The sequence below is a fragment of the Ferrovibrio sp. genome (assembly GCF_002796975.1).
Classification (GTDB): Bacteria; Pseudomonadota; Alphaproteobacteria; order Ferrovibrionales; family Ferrovibrionaceae; genus Ferrovibrio.
In genome coordinates this window covers 16,199-36,123 of the sequence record NZ_PEKV01000006.1, presented here as the reverse complement: position 1 = coordinate 36,123, position 19,925 = coordinate 16,199, and the positions used below count along the sequence as shown (strand labels likewise).

Below are 19,925 nucleotides of genomic sequence, written 5' to 3'. Positions count from 1 at the left end.
TCACGGTGTTATAACTATAGTTATAACTAATATATGCTTTCCGCAGAGAAATTTGGATGGTTTTTTATACTTTAAAATCAACCATTTAGTTGGCGCAGATTATCCCAGACACCGCCTTACAGCCTGCCTGATGAACGCCGCGTCTTCCGGATTCAGCACCGGATTGCCGGCGCGGTGGCCCCAGATGCTGGGGATCGGCAGCAGTTCGGCCGACCGCAGATGCGGCAGTTCGGCCTCGTTGTCGGCGACGCGAAAATATAAATCCGTCGCGCCCGGCATCAGCAGCACGCGGGCTTTGATCGCGTTCAGCGCCTTGGTCAGGTCGCCGTTATAGAGCGCATTGTCACTGATATCGCCGGCATCCCAGGTGCGCAGCTGCGCATAGAGATCGGCTGCATGGCGCCGCGCGTAACGCTCTTCCCAGTCGGTGCGGTAATAGGTTTCGAGATCGGGCGCCTTCAGCGCGGTCCTGTGCAGATTGGCGCGATAGAAATCCTGGCTCAGCGCCCAGCTGGCGTAGATCCGCCCGAAGGCGCGGATCGCGGCTTTCGGCGGCGCATTGAATCGCCCGTCGCCGATATGCTCCGGCGCAGCCTCCAGCACTGCCATCAGGCTGGCGAGAAAGATTTTATTATGCACGGCGGTGCGCGCGCTGCCGCAATTCACGATGATCCGCGACACAGCCTCGGGGAACAGCGCCGCCCAGTGATAGGCCTGCTGCGCGCCCATCGACCAGCCATAGACGGCGTGCAGCCTGTCGATGCCGAACTGTTCGTGCAGGAATCTGCGCTGCGCCTGCACGTTGTCGGTGGCACGCACCAGCTTCGGATAGTCCGGCGTGTTCGACGGGCTGGACGACAGGCCGTTGCCGAACATGTCGGGGATGACGATGAACCAGCGCGTCGGATCGAGCACACCGTCCGGTCCGATCAGCCATTCCAGATCAGGATGCTGTGCCGAATAACTGGTCGGATAGAGCACGACATTGTCGCGTGCCGCATTCAGCCTGCCATGCGTCTTCCAGCTGATGAACGCACCCTTGATCGTCTCGCCCGACTGGGTGGTCAGATCGCCCAGCTCGAAACGTCCGGACTGCTGCGGCCAGGTCATGTCACTTCCCCAAGAGCGAGAGAATCTTCTTCGCCGCTGCATGCGGCGTCGCCTTGCCGGCGCTCACCGCCTTCTGGAGTTTCGGCAGTTCAGCGGCCACAGCAGCATCCTGCTTCAGCCAGTCGAGCAGGCCGTCCTGCAATTCGCGCCACAGCCAGCCTTCGGCCTGATGCCGGCGCTGCGCCTGGAAGGCGCCGCTCTTTTCCAGTTTGCCGCGGAAGTCCTCGATCGTGGTCCAGACCGCGTCGATGCCTTCATTCAGCAGCGCCGAAGCCATCTGCACCTGCGGCTGCCAGTCGGCATGGCGCGGCCGCATCAGATGCAGCGCCATGCGATAATCGGCGGCGGCCAGGCGCGCCTTGGGCAGCAGGTCGCCATCGGCCTTGTTGACCACGACGAGGTCGGCCAGTTCCATGATGCCGCGCTTGATACCCTGCAGATCGTCGCCGCCAGCCGGGGCCAGCAGCAACAGGAAGATATCGACCATCTCGGCCACCGTGGTTTCCGACTGGCCGACGCCGACGGTTTCCACCAGCACGACATCGAAGCCGGCGGCCTCGGCCAGCAGCATCGCCTCGCGCGTGCGCCGCGCCACGCCGCCGAGCGAGCCGCCCGAGGGCGATGGCCGGATGAAGGCATTGGCATCGCGGACAAGCTGTTCCATGCGCGTCTTGTCGCCGAGGATCGAACCGCCCGACAGCGTGGAGGACGGATCGACGGCGAGCACCGCGACCTTTTTCTTCTGCGCAGTCAGATACAGGCCGAAGCGTTCGATAAAACTGGATTTGCCGACCCCCGGCGTGCCGGAAATACCAATGCGTATGGCCTTGCCAGTGCGGGGCAGAATCTTCTGCAGCAGCGCGTCGGCGGCGGTGCGGTCGGCTTCGTGGCGCGATTCCACCAGCGTGATGGCGCGGGCCAGCGCGCGGCGGTCGCCGCTGAGCAGCTGCTCGGCAAGCTGGTCGGGGTCGCTGGTGCGGCGCGCGGACATGCCGCGACCTTAGCGAAGCCGGTTCAGCGACGCTACCGGGAGACGCAGTGCTGGAGAGTCGCCGCGTCGTTGTTCGCCCGGGCGCCACGAATCCCGCCAGCCGGGCAAGGACTCGCATTCTGGCAAAATTGTCAGCCTCCTGACGCGAACCACATTGACAGCGACTCCCCGGGATTCGTATTTCCAGTAGCAGCCATGGCGAATCACCCTGACGATCTGCCGCTCCACAGCGACCATGCACGCGCCCAGACCCGGCTGGAGCAGGCGCGCGCCGATCTGTCGCGCATGGCGCGGTCTGCGGCACAGAGGGCAACAGCATCGCAGCCGGACATTGACACCGATGTGCCGGCGCCTGTCCCGGCCACGTATGATTCCGTTGCGGTGGCGGCGCGCATCGACCTGATGCGCGGCCGTTTCGGCAAGGCCCGCGAGGACGCGATCTCTGCCCTGTTGTTCCTGAGCGACGCGCAGCAGGATTGCGATGCGCTGGCCGAGGCCGCCGCGATCAACCGCTGGCCGCTGATGTCGGCCGGTATCGAGCTGCTGCACCGGTCGCTGCGCCGCGCCATGCCGGGCGAGGCGAAGCATCTCGACCTGATCGGCCTGCTGATCGATGCGCTCTATGCGCTGCGCCGCGCCGAAACGCGGCCGGATATGGGCCGCGCCGGCGAAGACCTGCTGCGCGGCCTGCGGCTGGCGACCGCCCGGGAACTGCCCGCCACGGACGCCTGACCGGCAGGCGACGCTCCGCTGACCGCTTAAAGCTCGGTTTCCAGACACTATTTTCGCCTCGGAAAAGCCTGCTTGCAGGCTTAGACTTTGGTCATGCGCATCCTGGCTGCCGTTCTTGCCGGCCCGCTGCTGCTCCTGCCCGCGACCCGGTCGCAGGCCCAGCAAGTCTCCGTTGTGCCGCCGCCGCAGAGTGGCACCAGGCTTCCTGCCATCCAGCAGGCCGAACTCGGCTTCAGCCTCTATGCGCTCGGCGCCAAGGGACTGGACATCAAAGTGACCATGCGGCGCGATGCAGAGGATCTGCAGGTCGAAGTGGCGCTGCGCACCGCCGGCATGGTCGACTGGGCGATGCGCATGGTGATGACCGGCCAGTCGGCGGCGCGCATTGCGCCGGACGGCCGGGTGATGCCGGTGCGCTATATCACCGACAGCGACGGCGCCTGGTCGAAGCGGCTGACCCGCATGAGCTGGGGCCCGGATGGTTTGCCCGTTGCCGAGGTATTTCCGCCCAACGACGAGGACGACCGCGAGGAGGTGCCCGACCTGCTGAAGCGCGACACGCTGGACCCGACCATGGCGATGGTATCGCGCGTGCTGCGCGGCGGGGCGACACCGCCCTGCACCGGCAGCGACGCGATCTATGACGGCCGCCGCCGCTACAACATGCATTTCTCGGCCCTCGGCCCGGAGATGCTGAAAGCCCATAACCGCTCGGCCTATAGCGGCGTCGCCTTCAAATGCATGGTGAAGCTGGAACCGGTGGCCGGCTACGACCGCAAATACATGGCGGAATGGAGCGAGAAGGACGAGCAGCCGACCTATATCTGGCTGGCGCAGCCGCCGGGTTTCGACGCCTGGCTGCCGGTGCAGATGGAGGGCGTATCGCGCTTTGCCACCGCCAGCACCTGGATCAACGGCGCGAAACTGAATGGCCGCGACTGGCTGCAGCCGCTCGGTTTCATCCGCGCCGAGGTGCCGGCGCCCACAACGCCCTGAGTGGCTTTCATTTAAGTTATTGATTTTATTAATATTATGTCATGCCCAGCTTGACCCGGGCATCCCATTAAATGGGACCCTCGGGTCAAGCCCGAGGGTGACAGTTACCGGGGCCGGTTAGGGTTGACTTCCCCCGCCATAACCGCTTTAGTCCGCCCGCTTTCTGAAGCTTTGGAAGCCATCCGGTCCGAGGACCGCCGTCCGTCCGCGAGTGTCGCGCACGGGCGTCGTTTTGCTTGTGGCCTTTTATTTAGGAATTTCAGGGTCGACATGTTCGAATCTCTGAGCGGCAAACTGGGAGACGTCTTCGAGCGGCTGCGCAAACGCGGCGCGCTGTCGGAGTCCGATGTCTCGGAAGCGCTGCGCGAGGTCCGTGTCGCCCTGCTGGAAGCCGATGTCGCGCTTCCTGTCGTGAAAACCTTCATCGATGGCGTGAAAGCCAGGGCCGTCGGCCATGACGTGCTGCGCTCGATCACGCCGGGCCAGCAGGTCATCAAGATCGTCCACGATCATCTCGTCGAGATGCTCGGCGGCGGCGCCGAGGCCGGTGAAGACGATGCAGGCATCAGCCTGAATGCCGTGCCGCCGGTGCCCGTCCTCATGGTCGGCCTGCAGGGTTCGGGCAAGACAACGTCGACGGCGAAGATCGCGCTGCGCCTGATGAATAAAGAGCGCAAGAAGGTGCTGATGGCGTCGCTCGACGTCTATCGCCCGGCGGCGCAGGAACAGCTGAAAATTCTCGGCGAGCAGAACAGCATCCCGGTGCTCCCCATCGTCACCGGCCAGATGCCGGTCGATATCGCCAAGCGTGCGCTGCAGGCTGCCAAACTCGGCGGCTATGACGTGCTGATGCTGGATACCGCCGGCCGCCTGCATGTCGACGATGTGCTGATGCAGGAAGTCGCTGCCGTGCGCGACGCCGTGCAGCCGCATGAAACGCTGCTGGTCGCCGACAGCCTGACCGGGCAGGACGCGGTCAATGTCGCCAAGAGCTTCAACGAGCGTGTCGGCGTCACCGGCATCGTGCTGACCCGCGTCGATGGCGACGGCCGCGGCGGCGCAGCACTCTCCATGCGCGCCGTCACCGGCAAGCCGATCAAGCTGATCGGCGTCGGCGAAAAGGTCGATGCCCTCGAGCCGTTCCATCCGCAGCGTATCGCGCAGCGCATCCTCGGCATGGGCGACATCGTCTCGCTGGTCGAGAAGGCCGCCGAGACGATCGAGAAGGAAGAGGCCGAACGGCTCGCTGCCCGCGTGCAGAAGGGCCTGTTCGACATGGACGACATGGCGAGCCAGCTCAAGCAGCTGCGCAAGATGGGCGGCATGTCGGGTGTGATGAACCTGCTGCCCGGCGTCGGCAAGGTGAAGCAGCAGATGGCTGCCGCCAATGTCGACGAAGGCGTGCTGAAGCGCCAGGAAGCCATCATCGGCTCGATGACCAAAGCCGAGCGCAAGAATCCCAAGGTGATCCAGGCTGGGCGCAAGAAGCGCATCGCCTCTGGCTCCGGTACGACGGTGCAGGATGTGAACAAGCTGCTGAAGCAGCATCTGCAGATGGCCGACATGATGAAGCGCATGTCGAAGCTGGGGCAGAAAGGTTTCATGCGCAGCATGGGCGCGATGCTGCCGGGGATGCCCGGCATGCCAAAATTGCATTGAGCCTGGGCTGCACTGAGAGAGTTTCGTATTCGGTAATTCGCAAGTTTCAACAGTTCGAAGAAAGGAAGACCATGTCAGTCAAGATCCGCATGACCCGCGGCGGTGCCAAGAAGCGCCCCTACTACCGCATCGTCGTGGCCGACTCGCGCAGCCCGCGCGATGGCCGCTTCATCGAGAAGATCGGTTCCTACGATCCGATGCTGCCCAAGGACCGCGAGCGCGTGCAGCTCGACGTCGAGCGCTGCAAGTACTGGCTGAGCCAGGGCGCGCAGCCGTCCGATCGCGTGGCCCGCTTCTTCGACAAGGCCGGCCTGGTGAAGTGGACCCACGGCAGCAACCCGGAAAAGGGCAAGCCGAAGGCGAAGGCGCAGGAGCGTATCAAGGCTGCTGAAGAAGCCGCCAAGGCCGCTGCCGAGAAGCCGGCTGCGCCCGCTGACGAAGCCGCCGCTTCCTAAGGCATGAGCGGTACTCTTCTGCTGGGCGTCGTGATCGGCGCGCAGGGCATCCAGGGCGAGGTGAAGGTGAAGACCTTCACCGGCGAGCCCGAGGCGGTGGGGGATTACGGTCCTCTCCAGGATGCCGGTGCGACGCGGACGTTTCAGCTGAAGGTGCTGCGCCTGTCGAAGGGCGACGTGGTGATTGCGCGTATCAAGGGCGTCGAGGACCGCAACGCGGCCGAGGCGCTGAAGGGGACGGAGCTGTATGTGTTGCGCTCCGCCCTGCCCCAGGCCAGCGAAGGCGAGTTCTACTTCGCAGACCTGGTGGGCCTGACGGCGATGATGTCGGGTCGGGTTCTGGGCAGCATCACTGCTGTTCACAACTACGGCGCCGGCGACATGCTGGAGGTGAAAACCGAGAGCGGCCGTTCGGCGATGGTGCCCTTTACCGACGACGCGGTTCCCGTTGTGGACCTCGCCGCCGGCACGGTGACGGTGGAGCCCGCCTTCTGGCTGGGCAGACCGGAAACCGAGGAGGACCGCAAGGCAGAAGCTGCGGAGCGTGCAGCGGAAGCCGGAGAGTGATGAGTACCGTTCCGGCATCGCCGTGGACAGCGCGGATACTGACACTGTATCCCGCGATGTTCCCCGGTCCGCTGGGACAGAGTCTGGCCGGGCGCGCCTTGAGTGAAGGCCGCTGGTCGCTGACGGTGGTGGATATCCGCGACTTCGCGCGCGACAGACACCGCACCGTCGACGACACGCCGTTTGGCGGCGGGCCGGGCATGGTGATGCGGCCGGATGTGCTGGCCAGTGCGCTCGATGCGACGCTGGACGGTGCGACGGACGCGGCAGCGGCAAAGAGTCAGCCGCTGATCTATTTCTCGCCGCGTGGCCGGCGCCTGGATCAGGCGCTGGTGCATGAGGTGAAGGCGGCAGGCGGCGCAACGCTGCTCTGCGGCCGGTTCGAGGGGGTGGACGAGCGTCTGCTGCAGGCGCGCCCCGTCGTCGAGGTCAGCCTCGGCGACTTCGTCCTGTCGGGTGGCGAGATCGCCGCATATGCGCTGCTGGATGCAGTCGTGCGGTTGCTGCCCGGGGTGATGGGTGCCGAAGCGTCCGGCACCGAGGAGAGTTTCGCGGACGGTTTGCTGGAATATCCCCAGTATACCCGGCCGCAGGAGTGGGAAGGCCTGGCAGTGCCCGATGTGCTGCTGTCCGGCCACCACGAGAAGATCGCAGCCTGGCGGCGCGAGATGGCGGAGAAGATCACCGCCGGGCGCCGGCCGGACCTGTGGGAGAGTTACCGCAAGCGCAAGCCTGCGGGGAAGAATTGAAACGCGTTTTTGAACTTTGGAAGAAGAAAGGCAGAGTGCCATGAACCTGATGCAGCAGCTCGAGAAAGAGCAGTCGGATGCCCTCGTCGCCGCCCGTGCGGTGCCGGATTTCGGCCCCGGCGATACCCTGACCGTCAACGTGAAGGTGGTCGAAGGTGGCCGCGAGCGCGTGCAGGCCTATGAAGGCGTGTGCATCGCCCGCTCGAACCGCGGCGTGAACTCCTCCTTCACCGTGCGCAAGATTTCGTACGGCGAAGGCGTGGAGCGTGTCTTCCCGCTGTACAGCCCGCGCATCGACTCGATCGTCGTGGTCCGCCGCGGCGACGTGCGCCGCGCCAAGCTGTACTACCTGCGTGGTCGTACCGGTAAGTCGGCGCGCATCACCGAAAAGCGCGAGCCGCGTCCGAGCACCGACAAGGCGTAAGGTTTCGCCGCCGGCGATTTCAGCCGGCGCGATCCCGACCTGAACGGCAAAGCCGCCTGCACCCCCTATCCGGGGGTGCGGGCGGCTTTTCGTTTTCCGGCGTCAGGCCTTGCCGCCCATCCGGGCCAGCAGTTCGACCTTGCGCTGCATCAGCTGTTCGCCCAGATCTTCCAGGTCGATGCCGCTGCTGCGCAGCTGCGGAAACATCTCGTTCTCTTCTTCCTTCACGTGATGCTTCACGTATTCGCTGAGTACCTTGACCTTGGCGTCGTAGAGATGCTCGCTCGGCTTCATCGCCTCGATCTCGGCGATCAGCTGCTTGGCGCCGGCATGTTCGACGATTGCCTCATCGACCAGGTCTTCCTCGATCTCCTCGTGCGCCGGCGGATAGAGCAGTTCTTCCTCGATCAGGGCGTGCACGGTGAGCGACAGGCAGATTTTGGCCGCCAGTTTCGCCTTCTCCGGCTTGCTGTCGAGCTGCTCGAACTGCTGGAACATCGCCTCCACCTCGCGGTGATCCTGCTTCAGCAGGGCGATGGCATCCGACGGCGCCGACAGGCCCTCCATCATCCGGCTCATCTCCCGCGCCGCCTTGGCGATGGCGGGCGGCAGGCTGCGGCGGCGCGAGGCGGTCTTGCGCTGGGCGGCGCGGGCGCGACCGCCCTTGCGGCCGGCAGCGGCGCGTTTCGCCGTGGTGCTGCGCCGCGTCGTGGACCGCGAAGCGGTTTTCTTGCGGCTGCTGGTCTGGGATTTGGTCTTGGTACGCTGTGCCATGTTTCCTCCGGGGCTTGAGGCATAGACGGCATCCAAACAGCGCGCGGCAAATTTTTGTTCCGCGCTTCAGAGTCTTGCCATGGAATTGTCAGACGCTGTGACCGCGTCGGCGCGATCCGGCAACAGTAACTGGTGTCTTTTGAGCAGAAAAACGGCGCGTTATTCCGCTGCTTCCTGTCGCGTCGAGTCTCTGGACTGCCGCAGGCTCGGCCCGTTCTTCGCCGCCCATTTGCCGAGTTCGTCCAGCACCGGCCGCAGCGAGAGGCCGAGATCGGTGAGCCAGTATTCCACCTTCGGCGGGACGGCGGCATGCACGCGGCGGCCGACCAGTCCGGCGGCCTCCAGCGCACGCAGCTGCTTGGTCAGCTCCTTCTGCGTGATCAGCGGAATGGCGCGCGACAGTTCGGAAAAGCGCAGCGGCTGATCGGCCGAGGCGGCGCGGGCGCGCGCCAGCGTGAGAATAATCGGCACCGCCCATTTGTTGGCAATCAGGTCGAGCGTGGCAGAGATCATGCGCGCGCAGAGCGGCTGGCCATCGGCGGTGAGGGCGTGGCGGAAATCGAGGTCTTTGTCAGTAGCCATTCGGTAAGTATAGAGGTTTTGGGTGCCTGCTTGCAAATTGATAGCACCTATGGCTTAAGCCTTTGGTCCGGCATCCGCATGGCCGGACAGTAACCGGAGGAATTCCCGCATGGCCAATCTCGATTTCTACTTCTCGCCCGGCGCCTGCTCGCTGGCCACCCATATCGCGCTGGAGGAAACCGGCGCCGCCTTCAATCCGAAGCCGACCTATACCCGCAAGGGCCAGACCCGCACGCCGGAATATCTGGCGATGAATCCGAAGGGCAAGGTGCCGGTGCTGGTGATCGACGGCAAGGTGCTGACCGAGAACACCGCGATCCTGACCTACCTCAATCGCACGCATTCGAATGCCAAGCTGCTGCCGGCCGGCGACGTGCTGAAGGAAGCCGAGGCGCTGGCCTTTGTCGCCTGGTGCGCTTCGGGCGTGCATCCGGTGCTCGGGCGCTTCTTCGGTCCGCAGAACTTCACGGACCTGCCCGACAGCGCCGACAATGTGAAGGCGCTGGCGACCAAAGCCAATGCCGCCAACTTCGCCATCATCGAAAAGGCACTCAGCCACGGCAAGGACTGGCTGTTCGGCGACTGGTCGGTGGCCGACGGCTATATCTTCGTCTTCTTCAACTGGGCGACCAAGCTCGGCCTCGATGTTTCGGCCTTCCCGAACTATGCCAAGCATTTCGAGCGGATGCAGAAGCGTCCCGCCGTGCAGCGTGCGCTGGCCCGCGAGGCCGAAGCGCTGGCCGCAATGGACAAGGCTGCCTGACGCAAACGTGAGTCACGACTTCGGGGCGGTGCGATAGACTCGCACCGCCCAGTATGATTTGGCTCTGTCTGAGTCGATCCTGCCTGCTTCGACCAAACGATCCGAGAACCGCGAAATAACAGGACACACTCCCATGGCTCTGCTCGAAAAATTCGGCCCGCTGCTCGGCCGCATCCTGATCGCCCTGCTCTTCATCCCCTTCGGCATCGGCAAGATCGGCAACTTCGCCGGCACGGTGAGCTATATCGCATCCAAGAACCTGCCGCTGCCGCAGGTGGCCGCCGCCGGCACCATTTTCGTCGAGGTCGTGGTCGCGCTGGCGCTGCTGGTCGGCTTCAAGACGCGCTATGCCGCGCTGATCCTCGCACTGTTCACCCTGGCCGCCGCCGTGATCTTCCACAATTACTGGGCGGTGCCCGAGGCGCAGGTGATGCTGCAGAAGACCAACTTCTTCAAGAATCTCGCCATCGTCGGCGGCCTGCTGGCCTTCGTCGGCTTCGGCCCGGGCTCGCTCAGCGTGGATCGTCGCTAAGCCTGAAGCTTCAGAGAAAGCCGTCGGTGTAAAAACCGGCGGCTTTTCTATGACTGATCGGCGCGGATCGCCGAGGCGATCTCGCGCAGCGCCCGCGACAGCACCGGGTCGCTGACGCGGGACTGCAGCACAATGGCGGTCTCGGGCAGTTCGGGCAGGCGCTGCTTTTTCGTCAGCTCCAGCATACCAGGCAGGCGCGCCCGCCGCCCCAGCACGGCGACACCGAGGCCGGCGGCGACGGCCGCCGTCAGCGCACCGACGCCGCCGCCGGTGAAACTTTCCGACCAGCGGATTTTCGCAGTGTCTAACGCCTTGATGGCGGAGGCCCTCACGATGCAGGGCGGCGCCAGCGCGATCAGCGGCAGCGGTTCGCCGGCGCGCCATTCGAAACCCGGTGCGGCGAACCAGCCAAGCCGGTCCTGCAGCAGCAGTTCGGCGCCGCGCGACGTTTTCTTGCCGACATGATGCAGGATGGCGGCATCGATCCTGCCGGCGTCGAAAGCCTCCGACAGATCGCGCGACAGGCCGATGCGGACTTCGAGCCGCAGTCCGGGCAGCCGGATGCGCAATTGCGCCAGCAGGCCGGGCAACTGCGCACCCACCGCCTGGTCGCTGACACCAAGCAGCAACGGGCGCTGCGGCTTGGCCTCCAGCGCGGCCAGCGCCGCATCATGCGCTGCCAGCACATGCCGCGCCTCGGCCAGCAGGGCGGCGCCGTCGGGGGTCAGTTGCACCAGCCGCGGCGTGCGTTCCAGCAGGCGGCGGCCGAGCCGGGTCTCCAGCCGCTTGAGCCGCAGGCTGATGGCGGCCTGAGTGGCCTCCAGCGCCTCGGCGGCGCGGGTGAAACTGCGGTAATCCGCCACCAACACCAGGGCGCGCAGGGCGTCGATATCCAGGGCAGGCTTCATGATATACATCCGTTATGACTGATATAAGAATAGATAGTATTCTGTAATGATCAAGTCCGGCCTATCTTCAGCTCCACGGACGCCATCGCGCGTGCCACCCAAAAGGAGCGCCTCCCATGCCGATCATCCAGGTGAAGTATTCCACCCCCCTTGAGACTTCTGGCCAGAAGCCCGGTCTCGTGAAGGAGATTGCTGCCGCCGCCAGCCGGCTGTCGGCGCAGCACCTGCGCAAGAATCCCGACGTCACTGCCGTCACCGTCGAGACCGTGGCAGCCGAGAACTGGTTCGCCGGCGGCGTGTCGCTCGCCGAGCAGAACAAGGCCAGCTTCTTCCTCGACATCAAGATCGTCGACGGTACCAATACCAAGGACGAGAAGGCCGACTTCATCGCCGCCGTGTTTGCCATCATGGGCGAGCTGCTCGGCGACCTGCATCATGAGAGCTACGTCTATGTGCATGATGTCTCCGCCACGGCCTACGGTTTCGGCGGTCTGACCCAGGAACGGCGCTATATCGCCGGCAAGCTCGGTGTCGCAGTGGCCTGACCTCTCCGCCTAATGAACAATGGCCGGCGCGGCATGAAATCCGTCATGCTGCGCCGATGCGCAGCCCGACCGTCACCGATGCCGCGCCAGATCCGGCCTTCATTGCAAGCCTGCCGGGGACGGATTTCTCCGACGCCTTCACCGTGGTGGTGCCGCGCGGCGACCTGGATGCGCGCGCCGTCGCAGCGCTCGCCTTCAGCAGCCTGCCCGACTGGGCCGGCTGGCTGATAAAAATCCGCAATCTCGCCATGCGGCCTTTCGGCCTGAAGACCGACGAGATCATGCAGGGACTGCCGGTGCTGCAGGAAGGCCCGACCGATGTGGTGGTCGGCGTCAACGACGATCATCTGGACTTCCGCACCCAGTTCCGCACCGACACCATCCGGCTCGGCCCCGACGGCCCGCATCTCGGCCTGGTCACCGTCACCACCGTCGTGCGGACGCATAACCGGCTCGGCCGCATCTACCTCGCCGCCGTCATGCCGATCCACAAACTGGTGGTGCGCAGCCTGCTGGCCCGGGTGGCGGGCAAACTCATGGACTCCGCGACGTAAGCTGCGACAACCTGCGCCGCGACGCCCTGCCCATTCAGGCGCATACTGCCGCGATGCAGACCGTAACCACTGTGCCCGCCGATCCGGCCTTTATCGCCAGCCTGCCGGGCTGCGATTTCGCCGATGCCTTCAGCGTGGTCGTGGCGCGCCGCGATCTGGATGCGCGCGAGGTTTCGGCCATGTTCTTCAGCACGCCACCGGCCTGGGCCAGCGCCCTGCTGGCGACGCGCAATGCCATCATGGGCCGGTTCGGCTACAAGGCGCCTGCGATCCGAAAGGGGTTTCCGGTGCTGCGCGAGTCGGCCGGTGAAGTGGTGTCCGGACTGGATGACGGGCATCTGAATTTCCGCGCGCTGATGCGGATCACTACCGAAGGAAACGGCAGCCGCATTACGCTGACCACGGCCGTCGCCACCCATAACTGGATCGGCCGCAGTTACCTGACGCTGATCATGCCGTTCCACAAGCTGATCGTGCGCAGCATGGTGCGGCGGATGGCGGCGAAATTGAACCAGGCTGCAGCCTAGACCGCCACTTTCACTTCTTCCACCAGCCATTCGCGCATCGCCTTGATCCGCGGCGCATCGCCCATGTGATCCAGGCAGACGAACCAGTAGGCGTTGGTCAGCGGCAGCGGCGTGTCGAACAACGGCACCAGGCGTCCGCCGGCGATTTCCTCGGCCACCATCGCCGGGTCCATCACGGCAATGCCCATACCCTGCACGGCCGCCTGAATCGCATAGCTGCGCGTCTCGAACATCTGGCCGACGACCGGATCGATGTCGGTCTGGCCGGCGGCCTTGAGCCAGACGCGCCAGTCCTCGCGGCGGTTCTGGCTGTGCAGCAGCTTCTGGCCCTTGAGGTCGGTCGGCTTGGTGATGGTGTCCTTGAATTTCGGATGCGCCACCGGCACCAGCGCTTCGGCAAACAGCCGCGTCGATTTCAGGCCGGGCCAGGCGCCATCGCCATAGCGGATCGCGCAGTCGATGCCTTCGCGCTCCAGGTCGGCCGGCTTGAGCGAGGTGGTGATGCGCACCTCGATATCCGGATAGGCTTCCTGGAACCTCGGGAGCCGCGGGATGAACCAGCGCATGGCGAAGGTCGAAAGCATGCTGAGCGTCAGCGTACCTTCGCCGCGCCGGGCCTCCAGCTTGCTGAGCGCGCTGGCCAGGTGGTCGAAGCCTTCCTGCACGTCGGGCAGGATCAGCTGTCCCTCGGTCGACAGCACGAGGCCCTTGCGGGTGCGATGGAACAGCGGCACCCCCAACAGCTCTTCCAGCTGGCGGATCTGGTGGCTGATCGCCGACAGCGTGACCGAGAGTTCCTCGGCGGCGGCGGTGAAATTGAGATGCCGTCCGGCGGCCTCGAAGGCTTTCAGGGCATTGAGCGGCAGCAGGCGGCGGCTGGGCAAATGGGCCATGGGAAAATCTTTTAAGCCGGGGGCGAATTTAAATCCACCGGCCGGGCTGCAATCCCGCTGGACGGGGAGGCCCCGCTGGGCTTGAATCCGCTCCCTTAAATGCCCATTCGCCCGCAATACAGTCTTCATGAACGGACCAGCAGCCATGACCGCGCCCCGCACCCTGTACGACAAGATCTGGGACAGCCACCTCGTCGATATCGATGCCGACGGCAACGGCCTGCTCTACATCGACCTGCATCTGGTCCATGAAGTGACCTCGCCGCAGGCCTTTGCCGGCCTGAAGGCCGCCGGCCGCAAGGTGCGCCGCCCGGACCGCACCGTCGCCGTGCCCGACCATAACGTGCCGACCACGCCGGACCGCGCCCAGTTCGTGTTCGAGGATGAGGAAGCCCGCATCCAGGTCGAGACGCTGGACCGCAACGCCAAGGAATTCGGCGTCAACTACTATCCGATGAACGACATCAACCAGGGCATCGTGCATATCGTCGGTCCCGAACAGGGCTACACCCAGCCGGGCATGACCATCGTGTGCGGCGACAGCCATACCTCGACGCATGGCGCCTTCGGCAGCCTGGCCTTCGGCATCGGCACCTCGGAAGTCGAGCATGTGCTCGCCACCCAGACCCTGCCGCAGCGCAAGGCCAAGAACATGAAGATCAACATCGATGGCCAGCTTGGCCCCGGTGTGACCGCCAAGGACATCATCCTCGCCGTCATCGGCAAGATCGGCACCGCCGGCGGCACCGGTTATGTGATGGAATATACCGGCAGCGCCATCCGCGGCCTGACCATGGAAGGCCGCATGACGGTCTGCAACATGTCGATCGAAGCCGGCGCCCGCGCCGGGCTGATCGCTCCCGATGAGAAAACGTTCGAGTATGTGAAGGGCAAGCCGCATGCGCCCAAGGGCGCCGCCTTCGAACAGGCGCTGGCCTGGTGGAAGACGCTGCCGAGCGACGACGGCGCGCATTACGACACGGTCGTGGAACTGAAGGCCGACGATATCGCGCCGCATATCACCTGGGGCACCAGCCCGCAGGATGTGGCGCCGATCACCGGCATCGTGCCGAACCCGGCCGATGTGAAAGACGAGCAGAAGCGCATCGCCCTTGAGCGCGCCCTGAAATACATGGGACTGACGGCCGGCGAGAAGCTGGACAGCGTGCCCGTGCAGCGCGTTTTCATCGGTTCCTGCACCAATGGCCGTATCGAAGACCTGCGCGCCGCTGCCGTAGTGGCCAAGGGCCGCAGGGTGGCGGCCAGCGTGCAGGCCATGGTGGTGCCCGGTTCGGGTCTGGTGAAGCACCAGGCCGAGGAAGAAGGCCTCGACAAGGTTTTCGTCGAAGCCGGTTTTGAATGGCGCGAGCCCGGCTGCTCGATGTGCCTGGCGATGAATGCCGACAAGCTGAAGCCGGAAGAGCGCTGCGCCAGCACCTCGAACCGCAACTTCGAAGGCCGCCAGGGCGCGCGCGGTCGCACCCATCTGATGAGCCCGGCCATGGCTGTCGCTGCCGCGATCACCGGCAAGCTGGCCGACGTGCGCAAGATTTAAGGGGCAGGAGAGAAAACCATGGACAAGTTCACCACCCTGACGGCTGTCGCCGCCCCGCTGCCGATGATCAATGTCGACACCGACATGATCATTCCCAAGCAGTTCCTGAAAACCGTGGAGCGTACCGGCCTTGCGAAAGGCCTGTTCTTCGAACTGCGCGACACGCCGGACGGCAAGCCGGTGCCGGATTTCTTCATGAACCAGCCGCAGTACAAGAACGCCCAGATCCTGGTGGCCGGCGACAATTTCGGCTGCGGCTCGTCGCGCGAACATGCGCCCTGGGCGCTGCTGGATCAGGGTATCCGCTGCGTGATCTCGACCAGCTTCGCCGACATCTTCTACAACAACTGCTTCCAGAACGGCATCCTGCCGGTCAAGCTGCCGCAGGCCGAGGTCGACAAGCTGATGGACGATGCCAAGCGCGGCCAGAATGCGCGCTTCACCGTCGATCTCGCCAAGCAGGAAATCACCCGCCCCGATGGCGAGGTGATCAAGTTCGAACTGGATGCGCACAAGAAGCACTGCCTGCTGAACGGTCTCGACAATATCGGACTCACTCTTGAGAAGAAGTCGAAGATCGACAGCTACGAGACCAAGCAGCATGGCACCCAGTCCTGGCTCTATGCCCAGGCGGGGCGGTAACTCCTTTTCGTGTCATGGCCGGACTTGTTCCGGCCATCCACGAGTTTTTAACCGAAGACGTGGATGCCCGGGTCAAGCCCGGGCATGACACATTAAAGGACAGAGGAAAACGAAATGGCTTCCAACCGTACCATGCTGATGCTGCCGGGCGATGGCATCGGCCCCGAGGTGATGGGCGAAGTGCGTCGCGTCATCGACTGGATGGACAAGCGTCGCCATGTCTCCTTCGACGTGAAGGAAGACCTGGTCGGCGGTTCGGCCTTCGACAAGCACGGCACGCCGCTGCATGACAAGACGATGGAAGCCGCGCTGGACAGCGGCGTGGTGCTGCTCGGTGCCGTCGGCGGCCCGAAATGGGACAACCTGCCCTTCGACCAGAAGCCGGAACGCGGCCTGCTGCGCCTGCGCAAGGAAATGGACCTGTTCGCCAACCTGCGCCCGGCCAAGTGCTTCGATGCGCTGGTGGAGGCCAGCAGCCTGAAGCCCGAGATCGTGCGCGGCCTGGACATCATGATCGTGCGCGAACTGACCGGCGGCGTGTATTTCGGCCAGCCGCGCGGCATCGAGACGCTGCCCAATGGCGAGCGCCGCGGCATCAACACGCAGGTCTACACCACCAGCGAAATCCGCCGCGTGGCGGCCGTGGCCTTCGAACTGGCGCAGAAGCGCGGCAACAAGGTCACCTCGCTGGAAAAGGCCAATGTGATGGAATCCGGCGTGCTCTGGCGCGAGGAAGTCACCAAGCTGCACCAGGAGAAGTACAAGGACGTGCAGCTGGAGCATATGTATGCCGACAACGGCGCCATGCAGCTGGTGCGCGCGCCCAAGCAGTTCGACGTCATGGTGACTGACAACCTGTTCGGCGACATCCTGTCGGACGCCGCCGCGATGCTGACCGGTTCGCTCGGGATGCTGCCGTCTGCCTCGCTAGGCGCGGCGGATCCCGCCACCGGCCGCCGCATGGCGCTGTTCGAGCCGGTGCATGGCTCGGCGCCGGATATTTCCGGCAAGGGCATCGCCAATCCGCTCGCCACCATCCAGAGCTTCTCGATGGCGTTGCGCTATGCCTACGATCTCGGCGCTGACGCTGACCTGATCGACCAGGCGGCCGAGAATGTGCTGAAGAGCGGCGTGCGCACCGCCGATCTCGGCGGCGGTTCCGCCAAGGTCGGCACCACCGGCATGGGCGATGCGCTGCTCAAGGAACTCGACAAGCTCGCGGCGTAAACAGCACTGTCACAAAAGACGACCAAGGCCGGAGTGAACCTCCGGCCTTTTTCTTTGCTTGCATCACTGCGCGGCATTGGCGACTGTGACGCGGACGGAGGAATGTCATGCTGAAATTGATCGGTCGCAACCTGTCGCCGTATTCCCGGCGCGTCGCCGTGGCGATGACGCTGCTGGATATTCCGCACAGCCGCGAATACCTCTCGGTCACCGCCGATCCCGACCGCGGGCTGGAAGTGAACCCGGTCGGTCGTGTGCCGGTGCTGGAACTGGAAGACGGCGAGCGCCTGATCGAATCCGCCGCCATCCTCGACTACCTGATGGAACTGGTCGGCCCGGCGAAAAGCCTGATCCCGCCGCATGGCAGGGCGCGGCGCGACTGCATTCAGTTCATGGCCATCGGCAGCGGCGTGCTGGATAAGTCGGTCAATGCAATCTACGAGGTCCGGCGCCGCCCGGCCGAGAAGGTGCATGAGCCGTGGCGTCAGCATCTGCTGCGCCAGTCGGCCGGCGGCCTTGCAGCGCTGGATGCGCGCGCCGCGTCACGCGCCGGCGCATGGCTGCTCAACGACCAGATCGGCATGGCCGATATTACGGCGGCGGTCGCCGTCACTTTCCTGCGCGTGATGGTGCCGGAACTGGTGACGGAAGGTTTATATCCCGCTCTCTACGCCCTCACCGAACGGGCCGAGGCCCTGCCGCCTTTCCAGGCGCATCCGCTGGAGAAACCGTAAGCCAGTGCACTGGATGCGCGTGCAGATGCAAGCCCCGCCCCAGAGGCCGGCACTCCTGATTCGGCAACATGTTTCCCGGCTGTATGGCACATTTTGAACTGAACCTAGGCGAGGCGCTCGGCATACCAGTACACAGCCGGTAGCCACAACCGCTCTTGGCAGCCCACCTAATCCAGCTCAAACGCGTTCTTGTAATCGAGCTTGAAGGATGAATCCTGCGCATCCTTGAACAGCAGGCAATTGCCGACGGCCAGCACGTCAATTTCGCTACCCATGAAGCAGCGGAAGGCATCCTCCGGTGTCCCCACGATCGGTTCGCCACGCACGTTGAAACTCGTATTCACCAGCACGGGGCAGCCGGTCAGCACCTTGAAACGCCGCAACAGCTGGTAGTAGCGCGGATTGGTCTCGGCATGCACGGTCTGGATTCGCGCTGAATAATCAACATGGGTTACCGCCGGGATGTCGGACCGGGGCACATTCAGTTTGTCGATACCAAAGAGTGCCTCCTCTGCCTCAGTCATGGCTCGGCGCCGCTCGGGCTTCACGCCGGCGACGAGGAGCATATAGGGGCTGTCGCCGTCCAGCTCGAACCAGTCGCCGACATCCTCCCTCAGCACCGAAGGCGCAAAGGGACGGAAGCTTTCCCGATACTTCACCTTCAGGTTCAGCACCTTTTGCATGCTCGGACTGCGCGGATCGCCGAGGATGGAACGGGCACCGAGCGCACGTGGGCCGAATTCCATGCGCCCCTGGAACCAGCCTACCGCCTTGCCATCGGCCAGAGCCGCGGCGACACCATCAATCAGCGCTTCGTCACCCAGGACATCGAACCGCGCCCCCACCGCCTGCAGCCGCTTTTCGATATCGGCCTGGACAAAGGCCGGACCGAGATAGCTGCCGGCCATGGCGTCGCCCGTGGCCATACGTTGGCGCGGCTGCTCCTTGTAGCCATGATAGGCTGCCAGGGCAGCGCCGAGTGCACCGCCGGCATCGCCTGCCGCCGGCTGGATCCACAGATTCTCCACAACCCGCTCGCGCAGAATCCTGCCATTGGCGACACAGTTGAGCGCGACGCCGCCTGCGAGGCAAAGATTCTTTAGCCCTGTTGCTGCAACTGCATGCCGTGTCAACCGAAGCACCACGCCTTCCAGCACCGCCTGTACCGAGGCCGCCAGATCCATGTGATGCTGGGTCAGCGGTTCGTCCGGCTTGCGCGGCGGTCCGCCAAACAAGCTGTTGAAACGCCTGCTCGTCATGGTCAGGCCAGTGCAGTAGTCGAAGTAATCCATATTAAGCCGGAAGGAGCCGTCGTCCTTCAGGTCAATCAGATGACCGAGAATTTTCTGCATATGGATCGGCCGGCCATAGGGCGCCAGCCCCATGAGCTTGTATTCGCCGGAACTGACCTTGAAGCCCGTATAGTAGGTGAAGGCTGAATACAGGAGTCCAAGGCTATGTGGAAAATGAATTTCCTTGACGATCTCGATCTTGTTCCCGCGTCCGACGCCCAGTGATGTGGTTGCCCACTCGCCCACACCGTCCATGGTGAGGATCGCTGCTTCCTCGAAGGGAGACGGAAAGAAGGCGGAAGCGGCATGACTGAGATGGTGTTCGGCAAACCACAGCTTTCCCATCCAGTCGAAATCCGGCGCCGCCGCTTTCAGCTCTTCGGCCAGCAAATGCTTCTGAAACAGCTTCTCGCGCAGCCATAGTGGAATGGCCATACGAAACGAGGTGAAGCCGCGCGGCGCAAACGACAAATAGGTCTCGAGCAGGCGCTCGAATTTCAGAAACGGCTTGTCGTAAAAAGCCACGCCGTCGATATCGCCAAGGTCAATGCCTGCTGCTTCGAGGCAGTAGTCCACGGCGCGTTTCGGATATCTACTATCGTGTTTCTTACGGGTGAAGCGCTCTTCCTGCGCGGCCGCAACAATGCGACCGTCCTCAATCAGCGCGGCAGCGCTGTCGTGGTAGAAGGCGGAGATGCCCAGAATGCGCACGGA

General features: G+C 64.2%; 23 protein-coding genes. 16 read left to right on the top strand and 7 right to left on the bottom strand.

Annotation, left to right across the window (positions count from 1 at the left end):
* Positions 1 to 99 precede the first annotated feature (99 nt).
* Positions 100 to 1,110, bottom strand: a complete 1,011-nt coding sequence (locus CTR53_RS09230; protein ID WP_290811825.1) for an alpha/beta fold hydrolase — start codon at positions 1,108 to 1,110, stop codon at positions 100 to 102.
* Position 1,111: 1 nt separating this feature from the next.
* A complete protein-coding gene (meaB, locus tag CTR53_RS09225; RefSeq protein ID WP_290811822.1) occupies positions 1,112 to 2,101 on the bottom strand; it encodes a methylmalonyl Co-A mutase-associated GTPase MeaB in 990 nt (329 codons plus the stop codon).
* A gap of 195 nt (positions 2,102 to 2,296) precedes the next feature.
* Between meaB and CTR53_RS09220 the strand changes: the two genes are divergently transcribed.
* The 7 genes from CTR53_RS09220 (at position 2,297) to rplS (ending at position 7,683) form a co-directional block, all read left to right on the top strand.
* Positions 2,297 to 2,833: a hypothetical protein gene (locus CTR53_RS09220; protein WP_290811819.1), complete on the top strand. Its 537-nt coding sequence runs from the start codon at positions 2,297 to 2,299 to the stop codon at positions 2,831 to 2,833.
* 93 nt (positions 2,834 to 2,926) lie between these two features.
* A complete protein-coding gene (locus CTR53_RS09215; RefSeq protein WP_290811816.1) occupies positions 2,927 to 3,829 on the top strand; it encodes a DUF3108 domain-containing protein in 903 nt (300 codons plus the stop codon).
* 270 nt (positions 3,830 to 4,099) lie between these two features.
* Positions 4,100 to 5,488 carry a signal recognition particle protein gene (gene ffh / locus CTR53_RS09210; protein WP_290811813.1) on the top strand — a complete coding sequence of 463 codons (1,389 nt, stop codon included), beginning with the start codon at positions 4,100 to 4,102 and terminating at the stop codon, positions 5,486 to 5,488.
* A gap of 71 nt (positions 5,489 to 5,559) precedes the next feature.
* Complete coding sequence (gene rpsP, locus CTR53_RS09205) at positions 5,560 to 5,943, top strand: 30S ribosomal protein S16 (RefSeq protein WP_290811810.1); 384 nt, start codon at positions 5,560 to 5,562, stop codon at positions 5,941 to 5,943.
* A gap of 3 nt (positions 5,944 to 5,946) precedes the next feature.
* Complete coding sequence (gene rimM / locus CTR53_RS09200) at positions 5,947 to 6,510, top strand: ribosome maturation factor RimM (RefSeq protein ID WP_290811807.1); 564 nt, start codon at positions 5,947 to 5,949, stop codon at positions 6,508 to 6,510.
* A complete protein-coding gene (gene trmD, locus CTR53_RS09195; RefSeq protein ID WP_290811804.1) occupies positions 6,510 to 7,259 on the top strand; it encodes a tRNA (guanosine(37)-N1)-methyltransferase TrmD in 750 nt (249 codons plus the stop codon). Before rimM ends, trmD begins: the two co-directional genes overlap by 1 nt.
* Positions 7,260 to 7,299: 40 nt before the next feature.
* Positions 7,300 to 7,683 (top strand): 50S ribosomal protein L19, encoded by a 384-nt coding sequence (gene rplS, locus CTR53_RS09190; protein WP_290811801.1) that lies wholly within the window; start codon positions 7,300 to 7,302, stop codon positions 7,681 to 7,683.
* 102 nt (positions 7,684 to 7,785) lie between these two features.
* On the opposite strand, the gene CTR53_RS09185 is transcribed toward rplS, so the two are convergent.
* Positions 7,786 to 8,457: a hemerythrin domain-containing protein gene (locus CTR53_RS09185; RefSeq protein ID WP_290811799.1), complete on the bottom strand. Its 672-nt coding sequence runs from the start codon at positions 8,455 to 8,457 to the stop codon at positions 7,786 to 7,788.
* A gap of 159 nt (positions 8,458 to 8,616) precedes the next feature.
* Positions 8,617 to 9,039 carry a helix-turn-helix domain-containing protein gene (locus CTR53_RS09180; protein ID WP_290811796.1) on the bottom strand — a complete coding sequence of 141 codons (423 nt, stop codon included), beginning with the start codon at positions 9,037 to 9,039 and terminating at the stop codon, positions 8,617 to 8,619.
* Positions 9,040 to 9,148: 109 nt separating this feature from the next.
* Here CTR53_RS09180 and CTR53_RS09175 point away from each other — a divergent pair, with 109 nt between their 5' ends.
* Together CTR53_RS09175 and CTR53_RS09170 are read left to right on the top strand one after the other, a co-directional pair.
* Positions 9,149 to 9,802 (top strand): glutathione S-transferase N-terminal domain-containing protein, encoded by a 654-nt coding sequence (locus CTR53_RS09175; protein WP_290811793.1) that lies wholly within the window; start codon positions 9,149 to 9,151, stop codon positions 9,800 to 9,802.
* 133 nt (positions 9,803 to 9,935) lie between these two features.
* Entirely contained in the window at positions 9,936 to 10,334 is a 399-nt protein-coding gene (locus CTR53_RS09170) for a DoxX family protein (RefSeq protein WP_290811790.1), read from the top strand.
* 47 nt (positions 10,335 to 10,381) lie between these two features.
* On the opposite strand, the gene CTR53_RS09165 is transcribed toward CTR53_RS09170, so the two are convergent.
* A complete protein-coding gene (locus CTR53_RS09165) occupies positions 10,382 to 11,242 on the bottom strand; it encodes a LysR family transcriptional regulator (RefSeq protein WP_290811787.1) in 861 nt (286 codons plus the stop codon).
* Positions 11,243 to 11,358: 116 nt separating this feature from the next.
* On the opposite strand from CTR53_RS09165, the gene CTR53_RS09160 reads away from it, so the two are divergent.
* The 3 genes from CTR53_RS09160 to CTR53_RS09150 are packed head-to-tail and all read left to right on the top strand — an operon-like array spanning position 11,359 to position 12,868.
* Entirely contained in the window at positions 11,359 to 11,787 is a 429-nt protein-coding gene (locus tag CTR53_RS09160) for a 4-oxalocrotonate tautomerase family protein (RefSeq protein ID WP_290811784.1), read from the top strand.
* Between the two features lie 56 nt (positions 11,788 to 11,843).
* Positions 11,844 to 12,341, top strand: a complete 498-nt coding sequence (locus CTR53_RS09155) for a DUF2867 domain-containing protein (RefSeq protein ID WP_290811781.1) — start codon at positions 11,844 to 11,846, stop codon at positions 12,339 to 12,341.
* 53 nt (positions 12,342 to 12,394) lie between these two features.
* A complete protein-coding gene (locus CTR53_RS09150; protein ID WP_290811778.1) occupies positions 12,395 to 12,868 on the top strand; it encodes a DUF2867 domain-containing protein in 474 nt (157 codons plus the stop codon).
* Here the strand turns inward: CTR53_RS09150 and gcvA are convergent.
* Positions 12,865 to 13,761, bottom strand: a complete 897-nt coding sequence (gene gcvA / locus CTR53_RS09145) for a transcriptional regulator GcvA (RefSeq protein WP_290811775.1) — start codon at positions 13,759 to 13,761, stop codon at positions 12,865 to 12,867. The genes CTR53_RS09150 and gcvA overlap by 4 nt on opposite strands.
* 145 nt (positions 13,762 to 13,906) lie before the next feature.
* Between gcvA and leuC the strand changes: the two genes are divergently transcribed.
* The 4 genes from leuC to CTR53_RS09125 all read left to right on the top strand — a co-directional run bounded on the left by leuC (position 13,907) and on the right by CTR53_RS09125 (position 17,919).
* Positions 13,907 to 15,316: a 3-isopropylmalate dehydratase large subunit gene (gene leuC, locus CTR53_RS09140; protein WP_290811772.1), complete on the top strand. Its 1,410-nt coding sequence runs from the start codon at positions 13,907 to 13,909 to the stop codon at positions 15,314 to 15,316.
* Between the two features lie 18 nt (positions 15,317 to 15,334).
* Positions 15,335 to 15,958 carry a 3-isopropylmalate dehydratase small subunit gene (gene leuD / locus CTR53_RS09135; protein WP_290811769.1) on the top strand — a complete coding sequence of 208 codons (624 nt, stop codon included), beginning with the start codon at positions 15,335 to 15,337 and terminating at the stop codon, positions 15,956 to 15,958.
* Between the two features lie 114 nt (positions 15,959 to 16,072).
* A complete protein-coding gene (gene leuB, locus CTR53_RS09130) occupies positions 16,073 to 17,185 on the top strand; it encodes a 3-isopropylmalate dehydrogenase (protein ID WP_290811765.1) in 1,113 nt (370 codons plus the stop codon).
* A gap of 107 nt (positions 17,186 to 17,292) precedes the next feature.
* Entirely contained in the window at positions 17,293 to 17,919 is a 627-nt protein-coding gene (locus CTR53_RS09125) for a glutathione S-transferase family protein (RefSeq protein WP_290811762.1), read from the top strand.
* Between the two features lie 167 nt (positions 17,920 to 18,086).
* Here CTR53_RS09125 and CTR53_RS09120 read toward each other — a convergent pair whose 3' ends face one another.
* Entirely contained in the window at positions 18,087 to 19,922 is a 1,836-nt protein-coding gene (locus CTR53_RS09120; protein ID WP_290811759.1) for a carbamoyltransferase, read from the bottom strand.
* Positions 19,923 to 19,925: the final 3 nt, after the last annotated feature.